This window comes from Sphingomonas piscis (genome assembly GCF_011300455.1).
Classification (GTDB): domain Bacteria; phylum Pseudomonadota; class Alphaproteobacteria; order Sphingomonadales; family Sphingomonadaceae; genus Sphingomicrobium; species Sphingomicrobium piscis.
The window spans coordinates 995,988-1,019,449 of record NZ_CP049869.1; the positions used below are offsets into that span (position 1 = coordinate 995,988).

A 23,462-nucleotide genomic window follows, 5' to 3' on the forward strand; every position below is an offset into this window, starting at 1 on the left:
TCAGGGGAGTGCCAGTAGCCGTCGGGCCTCGGCGCTGTCGTGGTCCATCTGCGTGACGAGGGCCTCCAGGCTGTCGAACTTTTCCTCGCCACGGATGAAATGGTGGAGGGCGACCTCAATCTTGCAGCCGTAAAGGTCGCCGTCAAAGTCGAAGAGATGCGCCTCCAGCAGCTCCTGCGGCGGATCGAACATCGGGCGGGTGCCGAGGTTGGCGACGCCGGCATATTGATGTTCGTCGTCCAGCCAGACGCGCACGGCGTAGATCCCGTAGGCAGGGCGGAGATATTGCTCCATCGGCAGGTTGGCCGTCGGGTAGCCGAGCTCACGACCACGCGCGTCGCCATGTTGGACGACCCCTTCGATCGCGAACGGGCGGGAGAGCAAGCGCGTCGCGGTCCCGGGGTCTCCCGCTTTCAGCGCCTCGCGGATTCGGCTGGAGGAGATGAGTTCGTTTTCGAGTGTTACCGCCGGAACGGTTTCCGCAACGATGTCGTGGCTTGCGCCAAGCTCCCGAAGCAGTTCGGCATTGCCGCCACGTCCCCGACCGAAGCTGAAGTCCTCGCCGGTGACGACGCCCGCGACCCCAAGCTTGGCGAGCAGGCCAACGAAATCCTCCGCATCGGTTGCAGCGAGGTCGGCATCGAAGTCGAAAACCAGCATGGCGTCGGCACCCGCATGGGCGAACAGGCGCTCGCGCTGGTCGAGGCTGGTGAGGCGGAAAGGCGGCAGGTCCGGCTTGAAGAAGCGCACCGGGTGGGGAAAGAAGGTGCCAACGATCACCGGGCGCCGTTCGTGGTGGCCGCGGGCGACTGCACGGCCGACCACGGCCTGGTGACCAAGGTGGAAGCCGTCGAAATTGCCAAGCGCAATGATCGCCCCGCGTAGGCGGTCGGGGACACCGGTCTTGAGGCTCAGCCGCTCCATCGTCTTGTCCTCTACTGTGCTTGACTCAATGGGTCGAGAACCCTATCTGCAGCTCATCCCGACCACGTGGTTCCCGGCGGCGCATCCGTGCGCGCGTCGGTTTTCTGTTTGGAACGGACGTCAAGCGACGAGATGGGCGGGTTTGCCGCCTGTGGAGCTAGATAAGGAAGCATCGATGGCACGTATTGCCGGCGTCAATATCCCGACCAACAAGCGCGTGGAAATCGCGCTGACCTACATCCATGGTATCGGCCGCACCAAGGCCAAGGCGATCACGGAAAAGCTGGGCATCACGTCCGAGCGCCGCGTCCAGGACCTGTCCGACCAGGAAGTCCTGCACATCCGCGAAGAGATCGACGCGCAGCACACGGTTGAGGGTGACCTCCGCCGTGAGACCGCGATGAACATCAAGCGGCTGATGGACCTCGCCTGCTACCGTGGGCTTCGCCACCGCAAGGGCCTGCCGGTCCGGGGCCAGCGCACGCACACCAATGCGCGCACCCGCAAGGGCAAGGCCAAGCCGATCGCCGGCAAGAAGAAGTAAGCTTCTTCGGTAGGTTTCACCTCGCCGGCCGAACTGGCTACGGCGACAGGATACAGGGATACGTTTCATGGCCCAAGCACCGCAGCGCCTCCGTCGGCGCGAACGCAAGAACATCACCTCCGGCGTCGCTCACGTGAACGCCAGCTTCAACAACACCATGATCACCATCACCGACGCGCAGGGCAATGCGATTGCCTGGTCCAGCGCCGGCATGATGGGCTTCAAGGGCAGCCGCAAGTCGACGCCGTATGCGGCACAGGTCGCGGCGGAAGATGCCGGGCGCAAGGCCGCCGAGCATGGCGTCCGCACCCTTGAGGTCGAAGTAAAGGGTCCGGGGTCGGGCCGCGAAAGCGCGCTTCGCGCGCTGCAGGCGGTCGGCTTCCAGATCACCTCCATTCGCGACGTCACGCCGATCCCGCACAACGGCGTCCGTCCCTCCAAGCGCCGCCGCGTCTAAGACGAGCGCTTGAAGTTGCCGCGGCGGCCGACGCAGCGCCGCGGAAGTTAATTGGAAAGGCGGGGGACGCCCCGCCGCAGGGCAGGAAGAAACATGGCCGTCAACGCAAAGAACTGGCAGGAACTCAAGAAGCCCAACAGCCTGGAGCGCAAGCCCGGTGGCGACAGCCGCCGCAAGGCCGTGTTCGTGGCCGAGCCGCTGGAGCGCGGCTTTGGAATGACCCTCGGCAACTCGCTTCGCCGTGTGCTGTTGAGCTCGCTTCAGGGCGCCGCCGTAACCTCGATCAAGATTGAGGGCGTGCTGCATGAATTCTCGTCGCTCACGGGTGTCCGTGAGGACGTCACCGACATCGTCCTTAACGTGAAGCAGGTCGCGCTGAAGATGGAAGGCGAAGGCCCCAAGCGCCTGTCGCTGTCCGCGACCGGACCGGCTGAAGTCACCGCGGGCATGATCCAGACCAGCGGCGACATTGAAGTCACCAATCCGGACCTCGTCATTTGCCACCTCGACGATGGCGCAACGCTCAACATGGAGCTCACCGCCGACATCGGTAAGGGTTATGTTCCTGCAGCCAACAACCGTCCGGCCGATGCGCCTATCGGTCTGATTCCGGTCGACGCGCTCTACAGCCCGGTCCGCCAGGTCGCCTACAAGGTGGAAAACACCCGCGTCGGCCAGGAACTGGACTATGACAAGCTGACGCTGACAGTGGAAACCGACGGCACCGTCGCTCCGGAAGACGCCGTTGCCTACGCCGCGCGCATTCTTCAGGACCAGCTGCAGCTGTTCGTCCACTTCGACGACAGCCAGATCCGCACCGCTGCCTCGCCGATGATCGGCCAGGCCATCAGCGGCGGCGGGCTGGACACGCCGACCCCGCAGGACACCAACCAGCTCAATCGCTACCTCCTCAAGAAGGTCGACGAGCTGGAGCTGTCGGTGCGTTCGGCGAACTGCCTCAAGAACGACAACATCATCTACATCGGCGATTTGGTTCAGAAGACCGAGGCCGAGATGCTGCGGACGCCGAATTTCGGCCGCAAGTCGTTGAACGAGATCAAGGAAGTGCTCGCCTCCATGGGCCTCCGCCTCGGCATGGACATCCCCGGATGGCCGCCTGAGAATATCGAGGAAATGGCCAAGAAGCTTGAGCAGGAAATGCTCGGCTAAAGCCTTCGATCAAAGTGGCACTTTGATCGAGACAGGATCAAGGAAGGGGTCGCTCCAGCAGGGGCGGCCCCTTTTTGTTGTCTGCGGTGGGAAGCGGCGCTTGCCTGCGCTAAGCGGGTGGCATGACCCACTCGCCCGCCGTCGAACGAGCATTCGAATTGGCCCGATCCGGCCATTACCGCAGCGTTGCGGAAATCCTCCGCCGATTGTCCGACGACGATCGGCAGGCGCTTGAGCAGCACCTCAACATTCCTGACGCTCGCCGCGAATTGATCCTGGTTTGCAGCGACGCTTGGCTCTCGGCTCGCTGATCATTCGACCCGCGGCAGTTGCACGACGCTGCGGAAGGATTATCCCTGCTCCCCGGAGGGGATGAATGGCGGACAATAAAGAGCAGAAGTGGGGCATGACGCGAGTCATTGCCGCATCATCCGCGGGTACCGCGTTTGAATGGTATGACTTCTTCATCTTCGGAACGCTGGCGAGCACCGTGCAGAAGGTGTTCTTCGCCGGACTGGACCCCACGTCCGGGCTGATTGCCGCCCTTGGCTTGTTTGCCGCCGGGTTCGCCTTCCGTCCGCTGGGCGCCATCATCTTCGGTGTGATCGGCGACCGGTTGGGGCGCAAGGGCGCCTTCCTGATCACCGTCAGCCTGATGGGCGGCGCGACCTTCGCTATCGGCCTGCTCCCCACCTATGCGACGGCCGGCCTGATCGCGCCGATGCTGCTGATCCTGCTGCGCATCCTTCAAGGCATCGCGCTTGGAGGCGAATATGGAGGCGCGGCGATCTACGTCGCCGAGCATGCGCCGGACGACAAACGCGGCGCGGCGACGGGGTGGATCCAATCGTCGGCGAGCTTCGGACTGCTGGCGGCACTGCTTGTAATCCTGCTCACCCGCACCTCGCTGGGCGAAGAAGCCTTCGCCGCCTGGGGTTGGCGCATCCCTTTCCTCTTCTCCGCGGTACTGCTCGCGATTTCCATCTGGCTCCGCTCGCGATTGTCGGAAAGCCCGGAGTTCATCCGCCTCAAGGAAGAAGGCGCTGTCACCAAGGCACCGCTGCGCGAAGCCTTCGCTAATCGCGAGAGCCTGAAACGCGTGTTCCTTGCCTTCTTCGCGATCATGTGCGCGCAGGGTGCCGTCTGGTACGCAGCCTTTTTCTACACGCAGGTGTTCCTCGGCCGCTCGGTCGGCCTGGCCGAGCCCATCGTCAACCAGCTGCTGATCATCATGACATTGGTCAGCGCGCCGCTTTACGTCTTCTTCGGCTGGCTGAGCGATAAGGTCGGCCGGAAGCCGGTGATGCTCGGCGGGATGCTGCTCGCACTGGCGCTCTATTTCCCTGGATTTCACATGATGGCTCAGGCGGCGAATCCGGCGCTCGTGGCAGCGCAGCGGGCAACACCGGTGGTGGTCGCCACCAACGCCTCCACCTGCGCAGTGCAGTTCGATCCCGTCGGCACTGCGCAGTTCCGAAGCGCATGCGACATCGCAAAGAGCCTGCTGTCGGCACGCGGTATCTCCTACAAGTCGACGCAATCCGGGGACGGCAGCACCAAGGTTATCGTCGGTGGACGGGTCGTGCCCGTCGAGGGCGGCGATGCGCTCAGCGGTGCGGCGCTGAAGGCGCACAAGGCCGCGATGGGCGAACGGATTGGTTCCTCGCTGGCCGCCGCCGGCTATCCGAAGGCCGCGGACCCGCGCGCGGTCAACCTGCCGCTGTTGCTTACCGTGCTGATCCTGTTCGTGATCGCGGCAACGGCGCTCTACGGGCCGCAGGCGTCAGCGTTGGTGGAAATGTTCCCGACCCGCGTGCGCTATACCGCGCTATCCCTCCCTTACCATGTCGGCACGGGCTGGGTCGGCGGGTTCCTGCCGGTGACCGGGGTCGCCCTTGCCGCGATCACGGGCAATATCTATTCGGCGCTTTGGTACCCGGTCGTGTTCACCGCCATCTCCGCAATCTCGACCCTGCTGTTTCTGAAAGAAACCAAGGGTATCCCGCTCGATCAGGTCTAAAGATCGGGAAGGGCCTGGTTCGCCTGGCCCCAGCCTGCCAGCACTTTCGAGGAGGCGCGGTCGAGAAGTTCGTCGGCATCGGTGATGCTGAAGTGGTTGCCGCCTTGGTACTTCTCCAACTCTTCCCACGCGATGGGCGCTGCCACCGGAGCCCCTTCGCGGGCACGGGCCGAATAGGGCATCACCGCTGTCGCGCCGCGCTGATTGCGGAGCCAGTCGAGGAAGATGCGGCCCTTGCGCTCGACCTTGCGGATGTTGGCGGTGAACATCTGCGGCTCGGCCTGTGCGATGGCGCGGGTGAAACGTTCGGCGAAGCTCTTTACCGTGGGCCAGTCGCGTATAGCGTCGAGCGGCACCACGACATGTATCCCCTTGCCGCCGGACAGGAGCGGGAAGGTGGTGAGGCCAAGATCGCCGAGCAACGCACGGAGCCGAACCGCCGCTTCCTTCACCTTGGCGAAGTCGAGCCCGACGTCCGGATCGAGGTCGAACACCAGCCGGTCGGGGTTCTCGAGCGGGTCGATCCGGCTGCCCCATCCATGGAACTCGATCGCGCCCATCTGCACGCAGGACAGCAGCCCGCGAACATCGTCGAAGTAGAGATAGTCCTGAACCTCTCCGTCCTTCTCCTTCACCGGCACATGCTTGACGTGCTCACCCATCGTTCCGGCGTCGTGCTTCTGGAAAAAGCATTTCTTGGAGCGGCCTTGCGGACAGCGGATCAGGGTCATCGGCCGCCGCGCCGCATCGACCATGATCAGCGGATCGATCGCGGCATAATAATCGGCGAGTGCGCCCTTGGTGATATTACCTTCGGGATAGATGATCCGGTCCGGGTTGGTGATCTTGATCCCGAAGCTTTCCGCGGTCGGGTGCTCACCTTTTTTCGCGGATGACTTCAGCTTCTGCGGCTTCTCGCGAACGACCTGCTTGGCCGGCTTGTCCTCCCGAAGCGCGATGAAGCTCGGGTGGCGCAGCACGCCGTCGCTGGTGAACTCGGTGTAGGCGATTTCAGCGACGAGTTTCGGTTCGATCCAGTGCGCCCCCCTGCGCTCGGCGCGGGGAACCTCGACGGCAGCCTTCGCGACGGCAAGCGGCTCCATCAGTGCAAGCAATTCCTCCATCGACTTAGCGTTGAAGCCGGTGCCGACCTTGCCCGCATAGGTCAGCTTGCCGTCCTCATTGACGGCGAGCAGCAGCGAGCGGAAACTGCGGCGCTTTTCGCTTTCCGACCAGCCGACGATCACGAACTCTGAGCGCTGGATACACTTGATCTTGAGCCAGCAGCGGCTGCGGGTGCCGCGGTAGGGGGCGCTGGCCTTCTTGGAGATGATCCCCTCGCCGCCTTCCTTGCAGATTGCCTGGAACAGCGCCTCGCCCTTGCCGACGACATGGTCGCCGTAGATGAGGGGCGCCGGCACGCCCTTGAGCAACGCCGCGAGCCGCTCCTTGCGTTCAAGGTTCGGGAGCGCGGTGATGTCCTCGCCCTGATCGACCAGCAGGTCGAAGGCGTAGAAAGCAAGGTCGGCATCGCTGCCCTTCAGCGTCGATTGCAGCAATTGGAAGTCCGGCTTGCCATTCTCCCCAAGTGCGACCGCCTCGCCGTCAAGCAGGCAGCCGGCCGGAAGCTTGGCGGCGGCGCGGACCAACGAGCGAAACTTGTCCGTCCAGTCCTTGCCGTTGCGGGTCCATGCCGTGGCGGAACCCTCGCCAGTCGCGATCAGCAGGCGATAGCCGTCATATTTATATTCATGGATCCACTCATTGCCGCTCGGCACCTCATCGACCAGAGTCGCGAGCTGTGGGTCGCGGAACTCGGGCGGGCCCACGGCCGGCTTCTTCTTCGCGCGGCCGCCCTTCTGGCCGTCGCGGTTGGACTTCCACACGTCGGCACCGCTGGCGATCTCCGCCATGCTGCGGCCGGTGGTGACGCTGGTCACGCACTCATCCACGAGGGCATCTCCCTGTTCGGGATTGGCGAACTCGTCCGTGACCTTCTTCAGCATCCACGGTTCGGACTTGTCGCCGGGCTTACCCTTCAGCCGGAACATGACCCAGTCGCCGTGCATCCGCTCGCCCTCCAGCCGGAAGTGGAGGTGGCCTTCCTCAATGGTCTTGCGCGGGTCCTTGCCGGGTTCGGGAATCCATGTGCCGCGATCCCACAGCATCACCGTGCCGCCGCCATATTCGCCCTTGGGGATCGTCCCCTCGAACGTGCCGTAATCAAGCGGATGGTCCTCGGTGCGAATCGCCAGCCGATTCTGACCCGGGTCGAGGCTGGGACCCTTCGGAACCGCCCAGCTCTTCAGGACTCCGTCCATTTCAAGCCGGAAGTCCCAGTGGAGGCGCGAAGCGTCGTGCTTCTGGACGACGAAGCTGTTGCCCTTTGCCTTGGCGGTGCGGCCTTTTGGCTCCTTCGTCTTGGTGAAGTCGCGTTTGGCGTTGTAGGTTTCGATGTCGAGCTTGCGCGCCATCGGCTTCAAGCCCGCTTACGTTCCGCCGTTTTCTTGGCCGGCGCCTTCTTAGCCGCGGCGGTCCGTGCCGACGCCTTCTTGGCAGGAGCCTTCTTGGCCGCGCCTTTATTTTCGTTTGCGCCGCCGCCCTTATCATCGCCCAGGCTCTTCTTCAGTGCCGCCATTAAGTCGATGACGTTGCTGCCCTTGGGCGCCTTGCCGTCGTCCGGGTCCTGGATGACCAGCTCGCCCTTCTTTTTGCGCTTTTCCTCGATCAGGCCCTTCAGCGCGTCGACGTAGCGGTTGTGGAATTCGCTGGCGTCGAACTTCGCCGTCTTCTTGTCGATCAGCGTCGAAGCGAGATCGAGGAGATCCGGGTCGGGCTCGGCATCGCCGATCTCGCGGAAATAGCTCGAGGCCTTGTTGAGCTCATCCGCGTAGCGAAGCGTCTCCAACAGCATACCGCGCCCACAGGGCTTCAGCGCGACGACATATTCCTGCCCGCGCATGGCAAGCTGGCCGATGCCGACCTTCCGCTGGGCGCGGAGTGCGTCCCGGAGGACAATGAACGCTTCCTCGGCGAGATCGTCGGCCGGCACCACGAAATAGGGCTTTTCGTAATAGAGCGCATCGATCTCGTTGACGTCCACGAACTGGGCGAGATCGAGCGTCTTGCGGCTCTCCAGCTTCACGCTTTCAATCTCTTCGGGTTCGAGGAGGACATATTCGCCCTTCGACACCTCAAAGCCCTTGATGATCTCGTCCGTGTTGATCGGCCCGATGCCGGGCACGACCTTCTCATATTTGATGCGCTTGCCGGATGGCTCGTGGATCTGGTGGAACTGGATGGAGGCGCCGCTGCGGGTCGCAGAATAGACCTCGACCGGGATCGAGACGAGCGCCAGCCTGATCTGTCCCCGCCATATCGGTCGCGCTGCCATTTCTCGTCGCCTCCTTGTTCCGGTGGCGATTCAATCAACTTGGCGCGGAGTCGTTCCTTGTTCCCGATTTCAGCCGCGCGACGAGGTCGCGGACGGCCGCTGCAGGGTCGGGCTGGTCGAGGCAGGCGACGATGGCCGATCCGCTGATGACGCCCGCTGCGCCCGCCTGAATGGCCGCTACGACATGCTCCGGTTGCGAGATGCCGAAGCCGAAAACGGGAGGCGGGGCGCCAACTTCGCGCAGGTCGTCAAGAAGGCGGCCGTCGAAGCTGCCGGCGGCATGGGTGCCGGTGATGCCGACCCGGGTAACGACATAGGTGTAACCGCGGCCCAGACGGGCGATCTCCCGCAGCGTCTTCTTGGGTGTGTTGGCGGCCGCGATCAGGACGGGGTCCAGGCCAACGTCGACCATCTCGCTCGCCCATGGCTCCGCCTCGCGCGCGGGAAGATCGGCGACCAACAGGCTGTCGGCACCCGCCTGGGCGGCGCGGCGAAAGAACTCCTGTCGGCCAGGAGAGAGGACGAGGTTGGCATAGGTCAGGATGCCGACGGGCACGTGCGGGTGGCGCCGGCGGAATCCCGCAATGAGCTGGAAGCAGTCCTCGACCGTGACCCCCTGCGCCAGCGCGCGCTTGGCGGCTGCCTGGATCACCGGTCCGTCAGCCACGGGATCGGAGAAGGGGATGCCCACCTCGATCATGTCGGCTCCGCCTTCAACTATGGCGTCGAGCAGCCTGGCGCTGGTCTCCAGGTCCGGATCGCCTAGCATGAGGAAACCGCCAAACACGCCCTCGTTGCGCCCGGCAAAGAGCTGATCATAGCGGCTCATGCCGAGGGCCCCAGAAGCTGCTGCGCCTGCGCGACGTCCTTGTCGCCGCGGCCGGATAGGCCGACGAGAACGATACTTCCGTCCGGTGCTTCGTCGCACATCTTGAATGCATGGGCGAGCGCGTGGGCGGACTCGAATGCACATAGGATGCCTTCAGTTTCGGCCAACGAACGGAAGGCGGCGAGTGCTTCCTGATCGGTCGCGCCGAAATATTCCGCGCGGCCACTGTCCTTGAGGTGCGCATGCTCTGGACCGACCGCGGGATAATCGAGGCCTGCCGACACCGACCAGCTCTCGCGGATCTGGCCGTCGTCATTCTGCATCACATAGGTCTCGGCGCCGTGAAGCACGCCCGGGCGGCCGCGCAGCAGGGTGGCGCCATGCTCCTCACCGTCGAGCCCCTTGCCCGCCGCCTCGACGCCGATCAGGCGAACACCCTCGTCATCGACAAAGTCGCTGAAGATGCCGATGGCGTTGGATCCGCCACCCACGCAGGCAACAACTGCGTCGGGCAAGCGCCCTGCCCGATCGATCATCTGCGCCCGTGCTTCCTTGCCGATGATCCGCTGGAACTCGCGCACCATCAGCGGAAAGGGATGCGGGCCAGCGGCGGTGCCGAGCAGGTAGTGAGTGGTTTCGAAGCTTGCTGCCCAGTCCCGCAATGCCTCGTTGACCGCATCCTTGAGCGTGCGGCCGCCGCTGGTCACCGGCACCACCGTCGCGCCCATCAGCTTCATGCGGAAGACGTTCAGTGCCTGCCGCTCGACGTCTTCGGCGCCCATGTAGATGACCGCTTCGAGACCGAGCAAGGCGCAGACGAGCGCGGTTGCGACGCCATGCTGTCCCGCCCCCGTCTCGGCGATCACGCGCTTCTTGCCCATCCGCTTGGTCAGCAGGCCTTGCGCGAGCACCTGGTTGGTCTTGTGGGCGCCGCCGTGAAGCAGATCCTCCCGCTTCAGCCAGAGCTTGCCGTTCCCGAGGTTGCGGCACTGGGTAATGGGGGTCGGCCGGCCGGCGTAATTGACCAGCAGGTCCTGCAACTCGGCGGCAAAGGCCGGATCCTCCTGCGCGTCGAGGAAGGCCGCCTCCAGCTGCTCCAGCGCGGGCATCAGGATTTCGGGCACATAAGTGCCGCCGAACCGCCCGAAGCGGCCGTTCAGGCGCATGAGATTTCCTTTCGGGATGGGTGGCGCAGCGCGTCGAAGACAGCTGCGATCTTCTCGTGGGACTTGGTGCCGGGCTGCGCATCGACCGAGGAGCCGACGTCGATGGCATGGCAGCCGAGTGCGTAGGCAGCGCGGGCGTTGTGCGCGCCGAGACCACCGGCAACCAGGGCGTCGATCATAGCCGGATGATCCTCGACAACAGCCCAGTCAAACGGTTCGCCGGTGCCGCCGCCCGCATTGTCGAACAGCAGCCGGTCGGCATCGGCATGTTCTTCCGCGGGCCGGCCGGCGCTCACCGCCTGCCAAATCTGCGTGCCCTCCGGCAGATGCCTGCGCAGGCGATCTCGGTAGCTTCGATCCTCATCGCCGTGAAGCTGGACGGCATGGAGCTTCAACCGCTCGGCGATGACCTGGATCTCGCCGACTGGTGCGTTGCGGAACACCCCGACGAGCAGCAGCGATGGCGGCGCCGCCTCGGCCAGCGCTTCGGCTTCCTCCAAACTGATGTAACGCGGGCTTTCGGGGATGAACATCAGCCCGGCGTAGCGCGCCGGGCGCGCCGCCTTCGCGTCCTCGGGGGTGCGAAGCCCGCAAAGCTTCACGCGGCCATAGACGAGTTCGCGAGCGGCCTCGGCAGGGTCGTCGGCCTTCATCAGCGAGCTTCCAACCAGGAAGCCGTCGACGTGGGGTGACAGGCGCTCGACGTCGGAACGGCTATGCACACCCGATTCCGAAATGATCGTCCGGTCGCCGGCGAGCGCCGCCAGCTTTTCCGTGGTCGCAAGATCAATGGAGAGATCGCGCAGGTCGCGGTTGTTGATGCCGATCAGCTGTGCGTCCAGCGCCAAGGCCCGGCGCATCTCGGCCTCGTCGTGCACTTCGACCAAAGCGTCCATGTTCAGGCGGCGCCCCTCGGCGATCATCGCCGTCGCTTCTTCGTCGTCCAGCACGGAGAGCATGACGAGAATGGCGTCGGCGCCGGCGAGCCGCGCTTCGGGCACCTGGCGCAAGTCGATGAAGAAGTCCTTGGCGAGTATGGGGCCGTCGAACTCGGCGCGGGCTGCGCGGACATCGCCAAGCGAGCCGCCGAAATAGGCACCGTCGGCAAGGACGCTGAGCCCGTCCGCGACGCCGGCATAGCCGCGCGCAATGACAGCCGGGTCGGCGGCAGTGCGGATGGCGCCAAGCGACGGCGACGCTTTCTTTATCTCCAGGATGAAGCGCGCGCGGGGCATTGCCATGGCGGCACGAAGGCTCTGCGTCGTAGGCTCTGCCTGGCTGCGCAAGGAGTCGAGCGTCACGCCCGCGTAGCGCTCCGCCAGATCAGCCTTCTTCTTCTCGACGATCTCGCCGAGGATCCCGATCGCCTCAGCCACGGCTCGCCTCCACGAAGCGGTCGAGAGTGGCGCCGGCCTTACCGCCCGCCATCGCGTCCAACGCTTGCTCCGCACCAGCTCGGAAGCTGTCCGCCTTCCCCGCCACCCACAGCAGAGCGCCGGCATTCAGCGCCACCACCTGCGCGTCCGCTTTCAACCCCCGGCCATGCAGCAGGTCAGACAACCGCCTAGCGTTATCCTCCGGGCAGCCCCCGGCAATCTGGTCGAGCGGTCGTCGCTCGAACCCGGCATCCTCAGGAGTCAACGCAACGAACTCCAGCGCCCCGTTGGCGATGCGGATGGCCTGCGTCTCGGCATGTGGCGCGATTTCGTCCAGGCCGCTTCCGTGAACCACCAGGCCGCGCTCGACACCGAGGGCGAGCAGGGTTTCGGCAATCGGTCGCATAAGCTTCGGCTCGGCGACGCCGAGCAACTGCACCGGGGGCCGCGCCGGATTCAGGCAAGGGCCGAGAAGGTTCATGATCGTCCGAACCTTGAGCTGGCGGCGTACCGCACCCGCATGCGCGATCCCGGGATGATAGAGCGGCGCGAGGAGAAAGCAGAAACTGGTCTCATCGTGAATCGTGCGCGACTTCTCGGGCGAGACATCGAGCCGGGCGCCGAGCGCTTCCAGCACGTCGGCGGACCCGCACTTGGAGGTCACCGACCGGTTGCCATGCTTGACGATCGGCAGCCCGCAGGAGGCGGCGACAAGCCCCGCGGCGGTGGACACGTTGATCGATCCCGACCCATCCCCGCCGGTGCCGCAGCTGTCGGCGAACAGGCCTTCTGGCCGCGGAAACGGCCGGGTGGCAAAACGAAGCGCCTCCACCGCGCCCGTCAGTTCCTTCGCCGTTTCGCCCTTCAGCTTCAGCGACACGAATGCCGCGGCCATCAGCGGCTCCGGAAGTTCGCCGGCAACCAGGCGGTCGAACAAGGCGCGGCTCTGCTCCCGCGAGGCATCGCACCCTTCGAACAGCGCACTTAGCGCCTGCGACGCAACGTCACTCCGGTCTTCGGAAGGAAACACCAACATGCGAAAGCACCTGAACAAACGGCCGCGCCGAGGCGCCGGCCCAAACTGAAGCGGTTAAAGCCTCAGCCGTGCCATCGCGCGCCGGCGTTGCGGCGCCAGTGGCGCAGCCTCCGTCCGGGAATCGCGATCAGGTTCGTCATGGTGCCTGTGCTATGGCAGCCGCTTCCGCCGCGTCAAGACCGGCTCAGACAAGCGCGCGGCGGTAGAGTGCAAGCAATTCCTTCCACGCCTTCTCTGCCGACGCAGGATCGTAGGATTGGCTACCGGGCACGCACCATCCGTGATTGGCGGGATAGACTTCGACGGTTCCGGACCGCTTGGCGGATGCAAGCGAGCGCTTCAGCACCTCCTTGGCCTGCGGCTCCTTGGCATCGTCGTCTTTCGCCACCGCGATCAAATAGCTGGCCGAGGTTTTCGGAATCAGGAGGTGCGGGCTGTCGGGCTTGTCCGTGACGAGTCCGCCACCGTGGAAGCTGCCGACGGCGCCGATGCGGCTCGGGGCTGCGGCAGCGGTGCGGAAGGACAGTGGCCCACCCATACAATATCCTTGGACACCGACCTTGCGGCGCTTGTTGGTCTGCGGCTGCGCGTCCAGGAAGGCGACATAGGCCTTGGCGTCGCCTTCGACCCCCTTTTCCATCGCGGCGCGGTAGCCGAACAGTTGTTCGCGCGCCTTTGCGTCGCCGAAGTTGAACGAACCGTCCACCACCGGCGCCTTCTTGCTCCGGTAGAAGGGGTTGGGAACGAGCACGACATAACCTTCGGCGGCAAGCCGCCGACCCATGTCTCGGAAGACCGGGCGCAGACCTGCAATGTCGGGCCAGACGAGCACGGCGGGCCACTTCTTATTGCCCGCTGGATGAAACAGGACCGCATCGGCGGTGCCGTCGGGAGTCTTGATCGAAACGTCCTTTTCAACGACGCTCGAAATCGCTGCCTTGGCCGCCGAGGATAAACCCGCCATGAGTCCTGCCGCGAGCATGGTCCGGCGGGTGACCGCCCAATCCTCGACGAATCCCTGGTTATTGTCGCTGTCGCACATTTACCGTCTCCTCCTGCGCAGTCGTGCCGCAACCGGGCGGCAAGTCAATGCACCCTTTTGGGCGCTTCGGCGCTCAAGCGTTATCAGGCAGGCCGCGATCCTCCACCACCCGCTGGTGCTGCGAACCCAGCCCTTCGATACCGAGATCGATCCGGTCACCGACCTTCAAAAACACCGGGGGTTTCTGCCCCATTCCGACGCCCGGCGGTGTTCCGGTGGAGATAACGTCGCCCGGATGCAGTGTCATGAACTGGCTGAGGTAGGAGACGAGAAACGCCGGCCGGTACACCATCGTCGCCGTCGATCCGTCCTGAAAGCGATGTCCGTTTACATCCAGCCACATGTGCAGCGCGCAAGGATCAGGAACTTCGTCTTTGGTAACCAGCCAGGGACCCAGAGGCCCGAACGTGTCGCAGCCCTTGCCCTTGTCCCACGTGCCGCTGCGTTCGAGCTGATACTCCCGCTCGGACAGATCGTTGACGACGCAATAGCCCGCGACATGGTCGAGCGCGTCCGTTTCCGACACATATTTGCAAGCTGACCCGATGACGATGCCGAGTTCGACCTCCCAGTCGGTCTTGGTCGATCCGCGAGGCAGACGAACATCGTCGTTGGGGCCGATGATGGCGCTGGTCGCCTTGGTGAACAGGACCGGTTCGGGCGGGACGGACGCGCCAGTTTCGGCCGCATGGTCCGAATAGTTTAGACCGATGCACAAGAATTTGCCCACACCGCCGACGCACGGTCCAAGGCGCGGCTCACCAGGCACCAATGGTAAATCGTCGATGTTCAGGCTGGCGAGATCCCGCAGGGCTCCGGCGGCAAGCGTCGCAGAGGAGATATCCACTACTTGCTCGGACAAGTCTCGGATCTTGCCCTGTGAATCGATGATCCCCGGCTTCTCTGATCCTGGCGCACCGTAGCGGACGAGCTTCATTGGCTTCCTTTCAATTGATCCAGCCGCCGTCGACGATGTGGATCGCGCCGGTAGTGAACGAGGATTCGTCGGAGGCAAGGTAAAGGGCGAGCGCGGCAATCTCCTCAGCGGAACCCAGCCGGCCCATCGGCTGGCGGTCGCTGAACTCCTGATACGCCCGTTGATAGTCACCGGTGGCGCTGAGCCGGTCCCGGAGAGAGGGCGTGTCAACCGTGCCCGGGCAGATTGCATTGCACCTGATGCCCCTGGTGACGAAATCCGCAGCGACCGACTTGGTCAGTCCGATCACCGCCGCCTTGGTGGTGCCGTACGCGAAGCGGTTCGGAATGCCCTTAACCGAGCTGGCGATGGACGACATGTTGACGATGGAGCCGCGCCCCGCCTCCAGCATCGCTGGGAGAAATGCGCGTATCGTCCGATACATGGCGGTGACGTTGAGCGTGTATGCCAGCGCCCAATCTTCTTCCGGGCAATCGAGAATGGTTCCGGCTTGGACCACCCCCGCACAGTTGAACAGCACGTCGATACGACCGACTGCCTGCGCGAGCTTCTCGATCCCGGCGCCGTCCCGCAGGTCCACCTGGTGAGCGGTACAATTTTCCAGGCCCCGGAGCAGGTCGGGCCGAATATCGACGGCGTGGACGTAGGCGCCTTCGGCAATGAAGCGCTCAACCGTCGCACGGCCGATCCCCTGAGCGCCGGCCGTAACCAGCGCGGCCTTGCCCTGAAGTCGCCCGCTCATGCGTCGCGTCTAGCCAAAGGCAGGTCGATCAGTCCCTCGGCACGAAGTGCACCCCAAAGCTCGTCGGGTAAATCGGCGGTGCTTCGCTGGTGATTTTCCTTCACTTCAGAAGGAGTGGCCATGCCGGCAAGCACGCAGCTTACCGCTGAGTGTCGGTTGGGAAATTGCATCGCCGCTGCCGGAAGCACGACGCCGAAACGGGCGCAAACTCGCTCGATCGCGGTTGCCTTGTCGACCAGCTGGGCGGAGGGACGCTTATAGTCATAATGGGCGCTTGCTGCCTCCGCCGCGGAACGCGCGAGAATACCACTGTTAAACGGTGCCGCGGCGATAAACTGTACGCCCTGCTGTTCGCACTTTGGCAGAACGCTTGTCAGCGCCCGCTGATCGAGCAGAGTCAGACGTCCGGCCAACAGGATGACGTCCAGGTCGATCCGGTCGAGAAGAAAGTCGCAGACTTCGGTCTCATTCACGCCCAGTCCGATCATGTCGACCACGCCAGTGTCGCGGAGCTTGGCAAGCGCGGGATATCCACTCTCGAGAAAGGTGCGAAGATGTTGGTCCGACGCGGCCCCGTGAGTCAGCTCGCCAATATCATGCACCAGAAGGATGTTGATGCGATCACGTTGCAGCCGGCCAAGACTCTCCTCGTGGGACTGCAGGATCGCCTCGCCGCTATAGTCGAAGCGCGGCTCGAACGGTGCGGCGTCGACGAAGCCGTGCCGCTCTCTCGCGGGTGACGCGACCGGATCAAGGATCCGGCCGACTTTGGTCGAGACAATGGCCGCCTGTCCGGGATCGATCACCGACAGTGCGGTGCCGAGCCGCTGCTCCGACAAGCCAAACCCATAATAAGGTGCCGTATCGAAGTAGCGATATCCGCACTCCCAGGCAGCCTCGATCGTCGCCTGCGCCTCCGCGTCGCTAATCGGCGTGTAGAGGTTGCCGAGTTCGGCGGTGCCGACGCCGTAAGGGGGAAGGCGAAGGGTCATGGATGCTCGGCCCCGGATAAGGACATGGTGAGAAAGACGCTTACCCGCCTTGCGCGAAACTGTCTCGGTCTTCTACGTTCGCGCCGGTAGCAGGGGGCAAGCATTGAACGCGGCGCATTCGCGGGTCTCAGGGGCATGAAGCTGCCGGCCGCACCGGAAGATTATCGCGCGATTGCCCGCAGGCGGCTTCCTCACTTCCTCTACGAATATCTCGATGGCGGCGCGGGCAGCGAGCAGACCATGCGCCGCAACCTGGGCGACCTGCAGTCCATTGCGCTGCGCCAGCGGGTCATGGTGGACGTGGAAGACGTCGACACATCGACGTCGCTCTTCGGGAAAAGCTGGACCATGCCCGTCGCGCTGGCACCGGTGGGGCTTGCCGGCATGTACGCCCGCCGCGGAGAGGTCCAGGCCGCCAAAGCAGCCGCGCATGCGGGGGTGCCGTTCACGCTCTCCACCGTTTCCGCCTGCCCGCTCCGGGAGGTTGCCGCTGCAACTGCCGAGCCGTTCTGGCTGCAGCTGTACATGATCCGCGACCGGGCCTTCATGGCTGACTTGCTGGATCAGGCGGTCGCCGCGAACTGCTCGGCTCTGGTGTTCACCGTCGACATGCCGGTTCCTGGGATACGGTACCGGGATTACCGATCGGGCCTCGCAGGCGCCTCCGGGTTTGCTGGTGCCGCTCGTCGCTTCGGCCAGGGGATGATGCGCCCACGGTGGGCTTGGGACGTTGGGGTTCGCGGCCGACCTCACCAACTCGGCAATGTCGCGCGGGTGCTAGGCGGCAAAAGTGGGATGGACGATTTCTTCGCCTGGATGCGGTCGAACTTCGACCCTTCGATCAGCTGGAAAGATCTGGAGTGGGTGCGCGGGAGATGGCCCGGCCCGCTGATCGTCAAAGGCGTACTCGATCCCAACGACGCACTTGAAGCGATCGCCAATGGTGCGGACGGGATCGTCGTGTCCAATCATGGCGGACGCCAGCTGGACGGCGCTCCCTCCAGCGCTGCCGTCTTGCCTGCAATTGCGGAGGCCGTGGCGGGACGAACCGCCTTGCTCGCCGACGGCGGCGTCCGATCGGGTGCCGATATCGTTCGGATGCTGGCGCTTGGCGCGGACGCCGTGATGATCGGTCGTCCGTGGGTCTATGCACTGGCGGCGGCCGGCGAGCGCGGTGTGCAGCACCTCCTGTCGTTATTGAAACAGGAACTGCGTGTCGCCATGACCCTGACCGGCTGCGCCAGGATCAGCGAAATCGGCCGAAGAACGATCGCCGGACCGTTGGCTGAACGCTGAACGGCTTGCCCGCGACAGGAGGCGCGGCTAGAGCATCGGTCGCAGGTTGCGGGTGTAGCTCAATGGTAGAGCAGAAGCCTTCCAAGCTTACGACGAGGGTTCGATTCCCTTCACCCGCTCCAATCAACGCAGAGTGGCGCTAACCCTCTCTTTGCATTGACAGCCCACAAGTGCGCGGCCATTTGGCGCGCCTCACCTATGGACAGGTGGCCGAGTGGTTAAAGGCAGCAGACTGTAAATCTGCCCGGGTTTCCCGTACGCTGGTTCGAATCCAGCCCTGTCCACCATCCCCTAATAGTCGGATGATCGTTCCGCCCGCGGCAGACGGCGCTCGGCGAACAGCACCGCAATGGCTGCCAGGGTCAGGCAAGCCGCCAGGAACAGCATCGGCGCCAAGTCGCTTCCCGTTTCATCCTTGATCTTCGGCACCACCGTTTGGGCGACGAACCCGCCGAGGTTGCCGACCGAATTGATCGCCGCGAAGCCCGCCGCCGCCGTGGCGCCCTTCAGGAACCTTGATGGCAAGGTCCAGAACACCGGCTGACCCGAAAAAATGGCCGGCGCGGCGATGCACAGACAGGCGAACTGGAGCACTGGTCCTTCAACCAGGACGCTGGCGATCAAAGCCACTGCGGCGATCAGCGGAGGGGCAGCGATATGCCATACCTGGTTCTGGAAGCGGGCGGCGTGTCGCGGCACCCACCACAGAGCGATCGCAACCATCGTCCACGGGATGATGTTCAGGAAGCCGTTCACGGTGTTCGAGACGCCAAACCCCTTAACGATGGTCGGGAGCCAGTAGCTGAGGCCGTAAGCGCCAAGCGGGAAACCGATGTAGGCGGCGCACAAGATCAGCACGCGCCAGTCGGCGAGCGCCTTCAAGGGGTTTGAGTGATCGGCGACGTGATCTGCCGCCTTTTCAAGATCGAGCACGCCCTTCAGCCAGGCTTTTTGCGGGTCCGAGAGCCAGCGCGCCTCCTGCGGTCCGCTGGGCAGCACCTTCAACACCACGGGCACCATCACCAGCGCCGGGACGCCGGTGACGATGAAGACCCACTGCCAACCACGCAGGTCGAGGAAGCCGTCCATGTCGAGCAGCAGGCCACCGATCGCGGCACCGACCGCATTGGCGACGGCGCTGAACACCATGAAGTAGCCGACCGCGCGCGCACGATGGCTGTGCGGGAACCACAATGTCAGGCAGTACAGCACGCCGGGGAAGAAGCCTGCTTCCGCCGCGCCCAGCAGGAAGCGGAGGATGTAGAACATCGTCGGACTGCTGGTGAAGCCGAGCAATACCGTTACCAAGCCCCAGGTCGCCATGATGCGCGCGAACCAGACGCGCGCGCCGACCTTCTCGAGGAAGAGGTTGCTTGGCACCTCGAACAGGAAATAGCCGATGAAGAAGAGCGAGGCGCCGAGCCCGTAGGCTGCCTCACTAAGTCCCAGGTCGCCGACCATCTGCAGCTTGGCGTAAGAGACGTTCTGCCGGTCGATGTAGGCGATCAGGTAGAGAAAACCGAGCAATGGCATCAGCCGCAAGGAGATCTGGCGGATGGTGGCGGCGCTGACTTCCCGGTCGTCGCCGCCCGATCCGGACGCGGTGGAGGCCTGGGTATCGGTCATGTCAGCGCTCTCCCCCGTGCGCAGGAAACGGAATGCTCATCATAGCGCCGCCGGGCGCAAGCCGGTCAAGGCTCCACCGCGTAAAGCGAATGGTGAGTGAGGATGAACAGGGTGCGCCCGCCCTCGCCGCCGAACAGGATCTGCGTCGGGCGGTCGGGAACGTCGATGCGGCCGGTCTCGCGTCCGCTGGCATCGTAGACAAACACCTGTCCGTTGGCGACGAAGACGCGGCCATCCGGGTGCGCCGCGACGCTTTCGCCGCCGCGCTTCGCGAAAAGCTTAAGGTCGGTCAGCGTGCCGCCCTCGCCGATCCGGCCGTTGTAGGTGACATTCTCCGAGGCGTTGGTGACAAACAGCCGCTCGCCCACCTTGCCGCTCACCAACCCCCAGGCATTGAGCGAATCCGACCAGCGCCAGCCGATATTATCGGCTGGTCCCTGCTGCCACACTTGGAAGGCGGGCAAGGCCAGGCTGCCGTCCGGCGATACATATTCCTGTCCCTTGGGCGTGCCGACGTCCCGCGCGAACATCTCCGCCAGCGTGGTGAAGCGGTAGGTGCGGTGATCGAGTTGGTCACGGAATTCGCCATTGTTCCACCAGTTCACCGGCAGGAGGCTCCGCGAGCCGTCGCCGCGCTTGACCGGAGTGGGCTGGATCTGGGTCAGCTTGTCCTTGGGCCCGTTCGGGTCGAGCGAGTACACGCTACTTTTGGCGCCGATCATGGACAGCACCATCAAGTGGCCAGAATCGTCGATGCCGAGGTTGATTGGATCCATCGATTCGTCGCGAACGATCTCCAGCCCCTTAGCGGCGGTCCAGCGGTAGATGCGCTGGAAGCGGCGGTCGATGAAATAGAGGGTGCCGTCCGGCGAAGTGGTCGCACCGGAGATGGAGAAGAAGTCGCCGGCGATTTTGCGCACCGGCGTCGTGGCCGGCGCGAAGGCGGTGCGAACCTGCGGCACACCGGTGATGTCGAGCGACGCAAACTCCCGTTCCCGCGCGACCTGGCCGCTCGTCACGTCCTCGATGCTGTGGGAGAAAGGAAACTTGCTGGCGCGTAGGAAGGTGCCGCAGACATCCTCCTCGCAACTGGCATACCCGCTCTCGCCGTTCACATGCATGTTGCGGAAGCGAATGTCGGTCGAGTTGAAGATCTTCACCGCACTCTTGGCGGGGTGATAGCTGCGGGTAACGCGGTAGCCATGGTAGTTGGCGAACAGCAGGTTGCGCGAATTGCGGATCTCCAGTCCGATTGCGTTGGGGCCATCGCCGACCTCCTGCTCGGTCTGCGGCGCCAGGAACTCCCAGTTCTGGACATTGTCGAGCACAAACTCGTTGCGGGCGTGGTGCTCCACCGACACCTCAAAGATGCGTCCGGGCGTGCTGGTGTTGGAGATATAGAAGCCCGACGAGGCGAAGGTATTGGGGCTCCACACATCCTCGAACGTGCCGCCACCTCCATCCGTCACCCAGATGCTCGGATATTGCGCGTCCATGCGGCCATCGCGGAATGGGTCCCCTGAGCGGGCCTGGCGAGCGCCGAGCGGCTTTTCGTCAGCTGTCGGAGTGCCGCCGCCGCCCATGATCTTGACGTCAGTGACCAGGCTGTTTGCGCCGGACCGCCAGAGCAGAGCGGATGCCCGCTGATTGACCCGGCCGGTGAACAGGCCAAGGCCCGACAGGATATTGTCGCCGCCACGCGGCGTCTCCAAGATCGGCTGAACCTCGCCCACCCCGCTGTGGCCAGGGTTCTCGTCAGGGATGACGAGCTGCGCCATCGCCGGATGCATGCCGATCATCACCGTGTCGGGCCTGAGCTTGAGCGGGCGCGTGACCTTGTAGAAGCCGGCCGGGAAGTAGAGGACCCGGTGGCGGTCGATGGCCTGCTGGATGGCGTCGGTGTCGTCGGCCTGGAAGTCGCCGCGCGCCCCCAGCGTTCTAACGTTGGTCCACTCGCCTATTGCCGGGGTAGCGCGGATGGTCGGCGCCAACGGCGCCGGCAGGGCTGCGAGCGGACGGATGTCGGCAGTGGTCCGGTACTGGCCCATTTGCCCGAGCGCCGGCAGGTGAAGGCCGTAGCTGAAGTCGGTCACTTCATAAGTGCGGCCTTTGCCGGTCACCGTGCGGCCACTGTCGCGGAAGCGGGCGAACACGGGCGTGTTGGACGCCACGGCCTTGTCGAAGCCGATTTGGGTGAACACCCGATCCTCCTCGGAGATGATAACGGCCGCTCGCGAGACATTCTCGAATCGAACGTTCTTGCCCCACAGCGAGTCCGAATAGCCCTTATCGATGTCGATCCCGACCGGCGTGTTGCGGATCGCCACATTGGCCATCGTCAAGCGGGCTTCGTGCTCGCGAATTGCGGCCTCGCGCTGTCCATCGAAGGTCGAATCCAGCAGGGTAAATTGCCAAGCGGGCGACGTTTTCTCAGTCACGATGCCGTAGCGGCCACCGCGAAAGTGCACGTCCTTGACCACATTGCCGGCCTGGTAAATGCCCGCAAAGCCACTGCCGATGTTGAGGTCCATGTGGCTGAGGAAGGCGTGCTGGGCCATTCGGAAGCGGAAGGCGGCCGCCGCCGGGTTGCCGGCGCCGATATCGACGTCGATGTTGCTGATCGACGAGTAGAAGGTGCCCGAGTTCGCGTCGCGGACAACCTTGTCGCGCGGCACCACCGTCGGCACCGGCACCGGGACTGCGCCGACCTGATACTGGTCGCCGCCGCCGAACACGACCATGGTCGACACACCCTTCTGGAAGCCGGGCGTCCGGGGCGCGAGCACCAGCACCGGCCGGGTTGGACCGACGCCGTACATGCGCACGCCCGGTGGGACTACGACCGTGCGACTCAGTCGATAGCGGCCGGAAGGAAGATAGACGATCCCCTGCCCGGTCTTGTCGCGGGCGCTGTCCAGCGCCGCCTGAATTGCCGCGGTGTCGTCCGTCCGGCCATCCCCGGCCCCTTTGACGGTGACCGCCCGCGGCTCGTCCGGGGCAACCGGATATTTAGACACGGACTGCGCTTCGGCTGCGCTCGCCAACACCAAGAGGGACAGGCTGGAAAGCCAAGCTGCGCGGTTCATCATCTCTCCTTTTTGTGCCGTCTGCATGATGCGCGCGGCCGCCCCGTCATTCGCGTGGTCAGCTCAATGGTAACGTTATCGTTAGTGCGGTCAATTCATCCTTTCGCCTGAAAATTGCGGTGACGGCCGCCGAAGGGTTAGCGATTTTCTGCGTTTTCCTTTACGCTTCAGGGATTCGGGCGTGTGCCGCGCCCGTCCCGTGGTGGGGTTGATCGCATGGGGAGAGTAAGCGTGGCCGAGAAGTCGTTCGGCTCCAATTCGGATGCCGACGAGGTTCAGATGCGTATTGCGCGACTGAGCCCCGGTCAGCTCGATTGTCTCCGCCTCGTCGACCAGCATCTGTCGTCCAAAGAGATTGCCGCGGAGCTCGGGATCTCACCCCATACGGTCGATCAACGCATTCGCGGCGCCTTGCAGATCCTTGGCGTCGAGCGCCGCGCGCACGCCGCTCGAGTCATCGCCACGCACTGCGGACCATATCAGCGATTGATACATCAATCGCCGTACATTGAGCCCCAACCCGACCCCGGCCAATCCGACGGGGCGGTCAGAATTCAGATTCGGCACGCTGACCGTGCAGGGGAGATCGGGCTCGAAGATCTCAATACCGAGCAGAGATCGTCGGTTCGATCTTCCCTGCCTCTGCCGTTCGCCACGAGGAGTAATCCGCGGAATGAGATGAGCATCGGCCTTAGGCTGCTCTGGATCATCTTGATCGCGATTGGGGCGGCCTTTTCGGCGGGAATGTATCTCGCCGGTCTTGAGAGTCTCGCACGGCTCTACACCGACTAACCGACGCCATTGGAATTTCGCTTCAGCAGCTTC

The 23,462-nt window shown here is 64.2% G+C and carries 20 protein-coding genes and 2 tRNA genes; 9 read left to right on the plus strand and 13 right to left on the minus strand.

The genetic code is table 11. The features are described 5' to 3' along the window. Positions 1–924 (minus strand): bifunctional riboflavin kinase/FAD synthetase, encoded by a 924-nt coding sequence (locus tag G7077_RS04890; protein ID WP_166410732.1) that lies wholly within the window; start codon positions 922–924, stop codon positions 1–3. A gap of 175 nt (positions 925–1,099) precedes the next feature. Here G7077_RS04890 and rpsM point away from each other — a divergent pair, with 175 nt between their 5' ends. The 5 genes from rpsM to G7077_RS04915 all read left to right on the plus strand — a co-directional run bounded on the left by rpsM (position 1,100) and on the right by G7077_RS04915 (position 5,115). Next, positions 1,100–1,468, plus strand: coding sequence for a 30S ribosomal protein S13 (rpsM, locus tag G7077_RS04895; protein WP_166410733.1), 369 nt, complete (start codon positions 1,100–1,102; stop codon positions 1,466–1,468). A 67-nt stretch (positions 1,469–1,535) separates the two neighbouring features. Continuing rightward, positions 1,536–1,925, plus strand: coding sequence for a 30S ribosomal protein S11 (gene rpsK, locus G7077_RS04900; RefSeq protein WP_166410734.1), 390 nt, complete (start codon positions 1,536–1,538; stop codon positions 1,923–1,925). Between the two features lie 93 nt (positions 1,926–2,018). Further along, positions 2,019–3,095 (plus strand): DNA-directed RNA polymerase subunit alpha, encoded by a 1,077-nt coding sequence (locus G7077_RS04905; RefSeq protein WP_166410735.1) that lies wholly within the window; start codon positions 2,019–2,021, stop codon positions 3,093–3,095. A 122-nt stretch (positions 3,096–3,217) separates the two neighbouring features. Further along, on the plus strand, positions 3,218–3,406 hold the full coding sequence (locus G7077_RS04910; protein WP_166410736.1) for a hypothetical protein: 189 nt from the start codon (positions 3,218–3,220) through the stop codon (positions 3,404–3,406). Between the two features lie 65 nt (positions 3,407–3,471). Next, positions 3,472–5,115 carry an MFS transporter gene (locus tag G7077_RS04915; RefSeq protein ID WP_166410737.1) on the plus strand — a complete coding sequence of 548 codons (1,644 nt, stop codon included), beginning with the start codon at positions 3,472–3,474 and terminating at the stop codon, positions 5,113–5,115. Here G7077_RS04915 and ligD read toward each other — a convergent pair. From ligD to G7077_RS04965, 10 genes are all read right to left on the minus strand, one after another. Then, a complete protein-coding gene (gene ligD, locus G7077_RS04920) occupies positions 5,112–7,589 on the minus strand; it encodes a DNA ligase D (protein ID WP_166410738.1) in 2,478 nt (825 codons plus the stop codon). The two genes, G7077_RS04915 and ligD, sit on opposite strands and share 4 nt — an antisense overlap. A gap of 5 nt (positions 7,590–7,594) precedes the next feature. Then, complete coding sequence (gene ku / locus G7077_RS04925) at positions 7,595–8,509, minus strand: non-homologous end joining protein Ku (protein ID WP_166410739.1); 915 nt, start codon at positions 8,507–8,509, stop codon at positions 7,595–7,597. 34 nt (positions 8,510–8,543) lie between these two features. Next, a complete protein-coding gene (gene trpA / locus G7077_RS04930; RefSeq protein ID WP_166410740.1) occupies positions 8,544–9,338 on the minus strand; it encodes a tryptophan synthase subunit alpha in 795 nt (264 codons plus the stop codon). Then, a complete protein-coding gene (gene trpB, locus G7077_RS04935) occupies positions 9,335–10,504 on the minus strand; it encodes a tryptophan synthase subunit beta (protein WP_166410741.1) in 1,170 nt (389 codons plus the stop codon). Before trpB ends, trpA begins: the two co-directional genes overlap by 4 nt. Beyond that, positions 10,495–11,880 carry a bifunctional indole-3-glycerol-phosphate synthase TrpC/phosphoribosylanthranilate isomerase TrpF gene (gene trpCF, locus G7077_RS04940; protein WP_166410742.1) on the minus strand — a complete coding sequence of 462 codons (1,386 nt, stop codon included), beginning with the start codon at positions 11,878–11,880 and terminating at the stop codon, positions 10,495–10,497. Before trpCF ends, trpB begins: the two co-directional genes overlap by 10 nt. Next, positions 11,873–12,916, minus strand: coding sequence for an anthranilate phosphoribosyltransferase (gene trpD / locus G7077_RS04945; RefSeq protein WP_166410743.1), 1,044 nt, complete (start codon positions 12,914–12,916; stop codon positions 11,873–11,875). Before trpD ends, trpCF begins: the two co-directional genes overlap by 8 nt. A 184-nt stretch (positions 12,917–13,100) precedes the next feature. Continuing rightward, positions 13,101–13,958 carry a dienelactone hydrolase family protein gene (locus G7077_RS04950; protein WP_166410744.1) on the minus strand — a complete coding sequence of 286 codons (858 nt, stop codon included), beginning with the start codon at positions 13,956–13,958 and terminating at the stop codon, positions 13,101–13,103. 73 nt (positions 13,959–14,031) lie between these two features. After that, the gene (locus G7077_RS04955) at positions 14,032–14,895 is read right to left on the minus strand and encodes a fumarylacetoacetate hydrolase family protein (protein WP_166410745.1); all 864 of its coding nucleotides are present in this window, start codon (positions 14,893–14,895) and stop codon (positions 14,032–14,034) included. Between the two features lie 10 nt (positions 14,896–14,905). Then, complete coding sequence (locus G7077_RS04960) at positions 14,906–15,637, minus strand: SDR family oxidoreductase (RefSeq protein ID WP_166410746.1); 732 nt, start codon at positions 15,635–15,637, stop codon at positions 14,906–14,908. Beyond that, positions 15,634–16,629: an aldo/keto reductase gene (locus G7077_RS04965; protein ID WP_166410747.1), complete on the minus strand. Its 996-nt coding sequence runs from the start codon at positions 16,627–16,629 to the stop codon at positions 15,634–15,636. Before G7077_RS04965 ends, G7077_RS04960 begins: the two co-directional genes overlap by 4 nt. A gap of 135 nt (positions 16,630–16,764) precedes the next feature. Here G7077_RS04965 and lldD point away from each other — a divergent pair, with 135 nt between their 5' ends. The 3 genes from lldD to G7077_RS04980 all read left to right on the plus strand — a co-directional run bounded on the left by lldD (position 16,765) and on the right by G7077_RS04980 (position 18,212). Further along, positions 16,765–17,925, plus strand: a complete 1,161-nt coding sequence (gene lldD, locus G7077_RS04970) for an FMN-dependent L-lactate dehydrogenase LldD (protein ID WP_166410748.1) — start codon at positions 16,765–16,767, stop codon at positions 17,923–17,925. A 48-nt stretch (positions 17,926–17,973) separates the two neighbouring features. Beyond that, positions 17,974–18,047, plus strand: a tRNA-Gly gene (locus tag G7077_RS04975). Positions 18,048–18,125: 78 nt separating this feature from the next. Beyond that, a tRNA-Tyr gene (locus tag G7077_RS04980) sits at positions 18,126–18,212 on the plus strand. A gap of 4 nt (positions 18,213–18,216) precedes the next feature. On the opposite strand, the gene G7077_RS04985 is transcribed toward G7077_RS04980, so the two are convergent. Together G7077_RS04985 and G7077_RS04990 are read right to left on the minus strand one after the other, a co-directional pair. Then, positions 18,217–19,551: an MFS transporter gene (locus G7077_RS04985; protein WP_166410749.1), complete on the minus strand. Its 1,335-nt coding sequence runs from the start codon at positions 19,549–19,551 to the stop codon at positions 18,217–18,219. 65 nt (positions 19,552–19,616) lie between these two features. Then, positions 19,617–22,640 carry a glycosyl hydrolase family 28-related protein gene (locus tag G7077_RS04990; protein WP_166410750.1) on the minus strand — a complete coding sequence of 1,008 codons (3,024 nt, stop codon included), beginning with the start codon at positions 22,638–22,640 and terminating at the stop codon, positions 19,617–19,619. A gap of 228 nt (positions 22,641–22,868) precedes the next feature. On the opposite strand from G7077_RS04990, the gene G7077_RS04995 reads away from it, so the two are divergent. After that, positions 22,869–23,429, plus strand: a complete 561-nt coding sequence (locus G7077_RS04995) for a helix-turn-helix domain-containing protein (RefSeq protein ID WP_206367697.1) — start codon at positions 22,869–22,871, stop codon at positions 23,427–23,429. Positions 23,430–23,462: the final 33 nt, after the last annotated feature.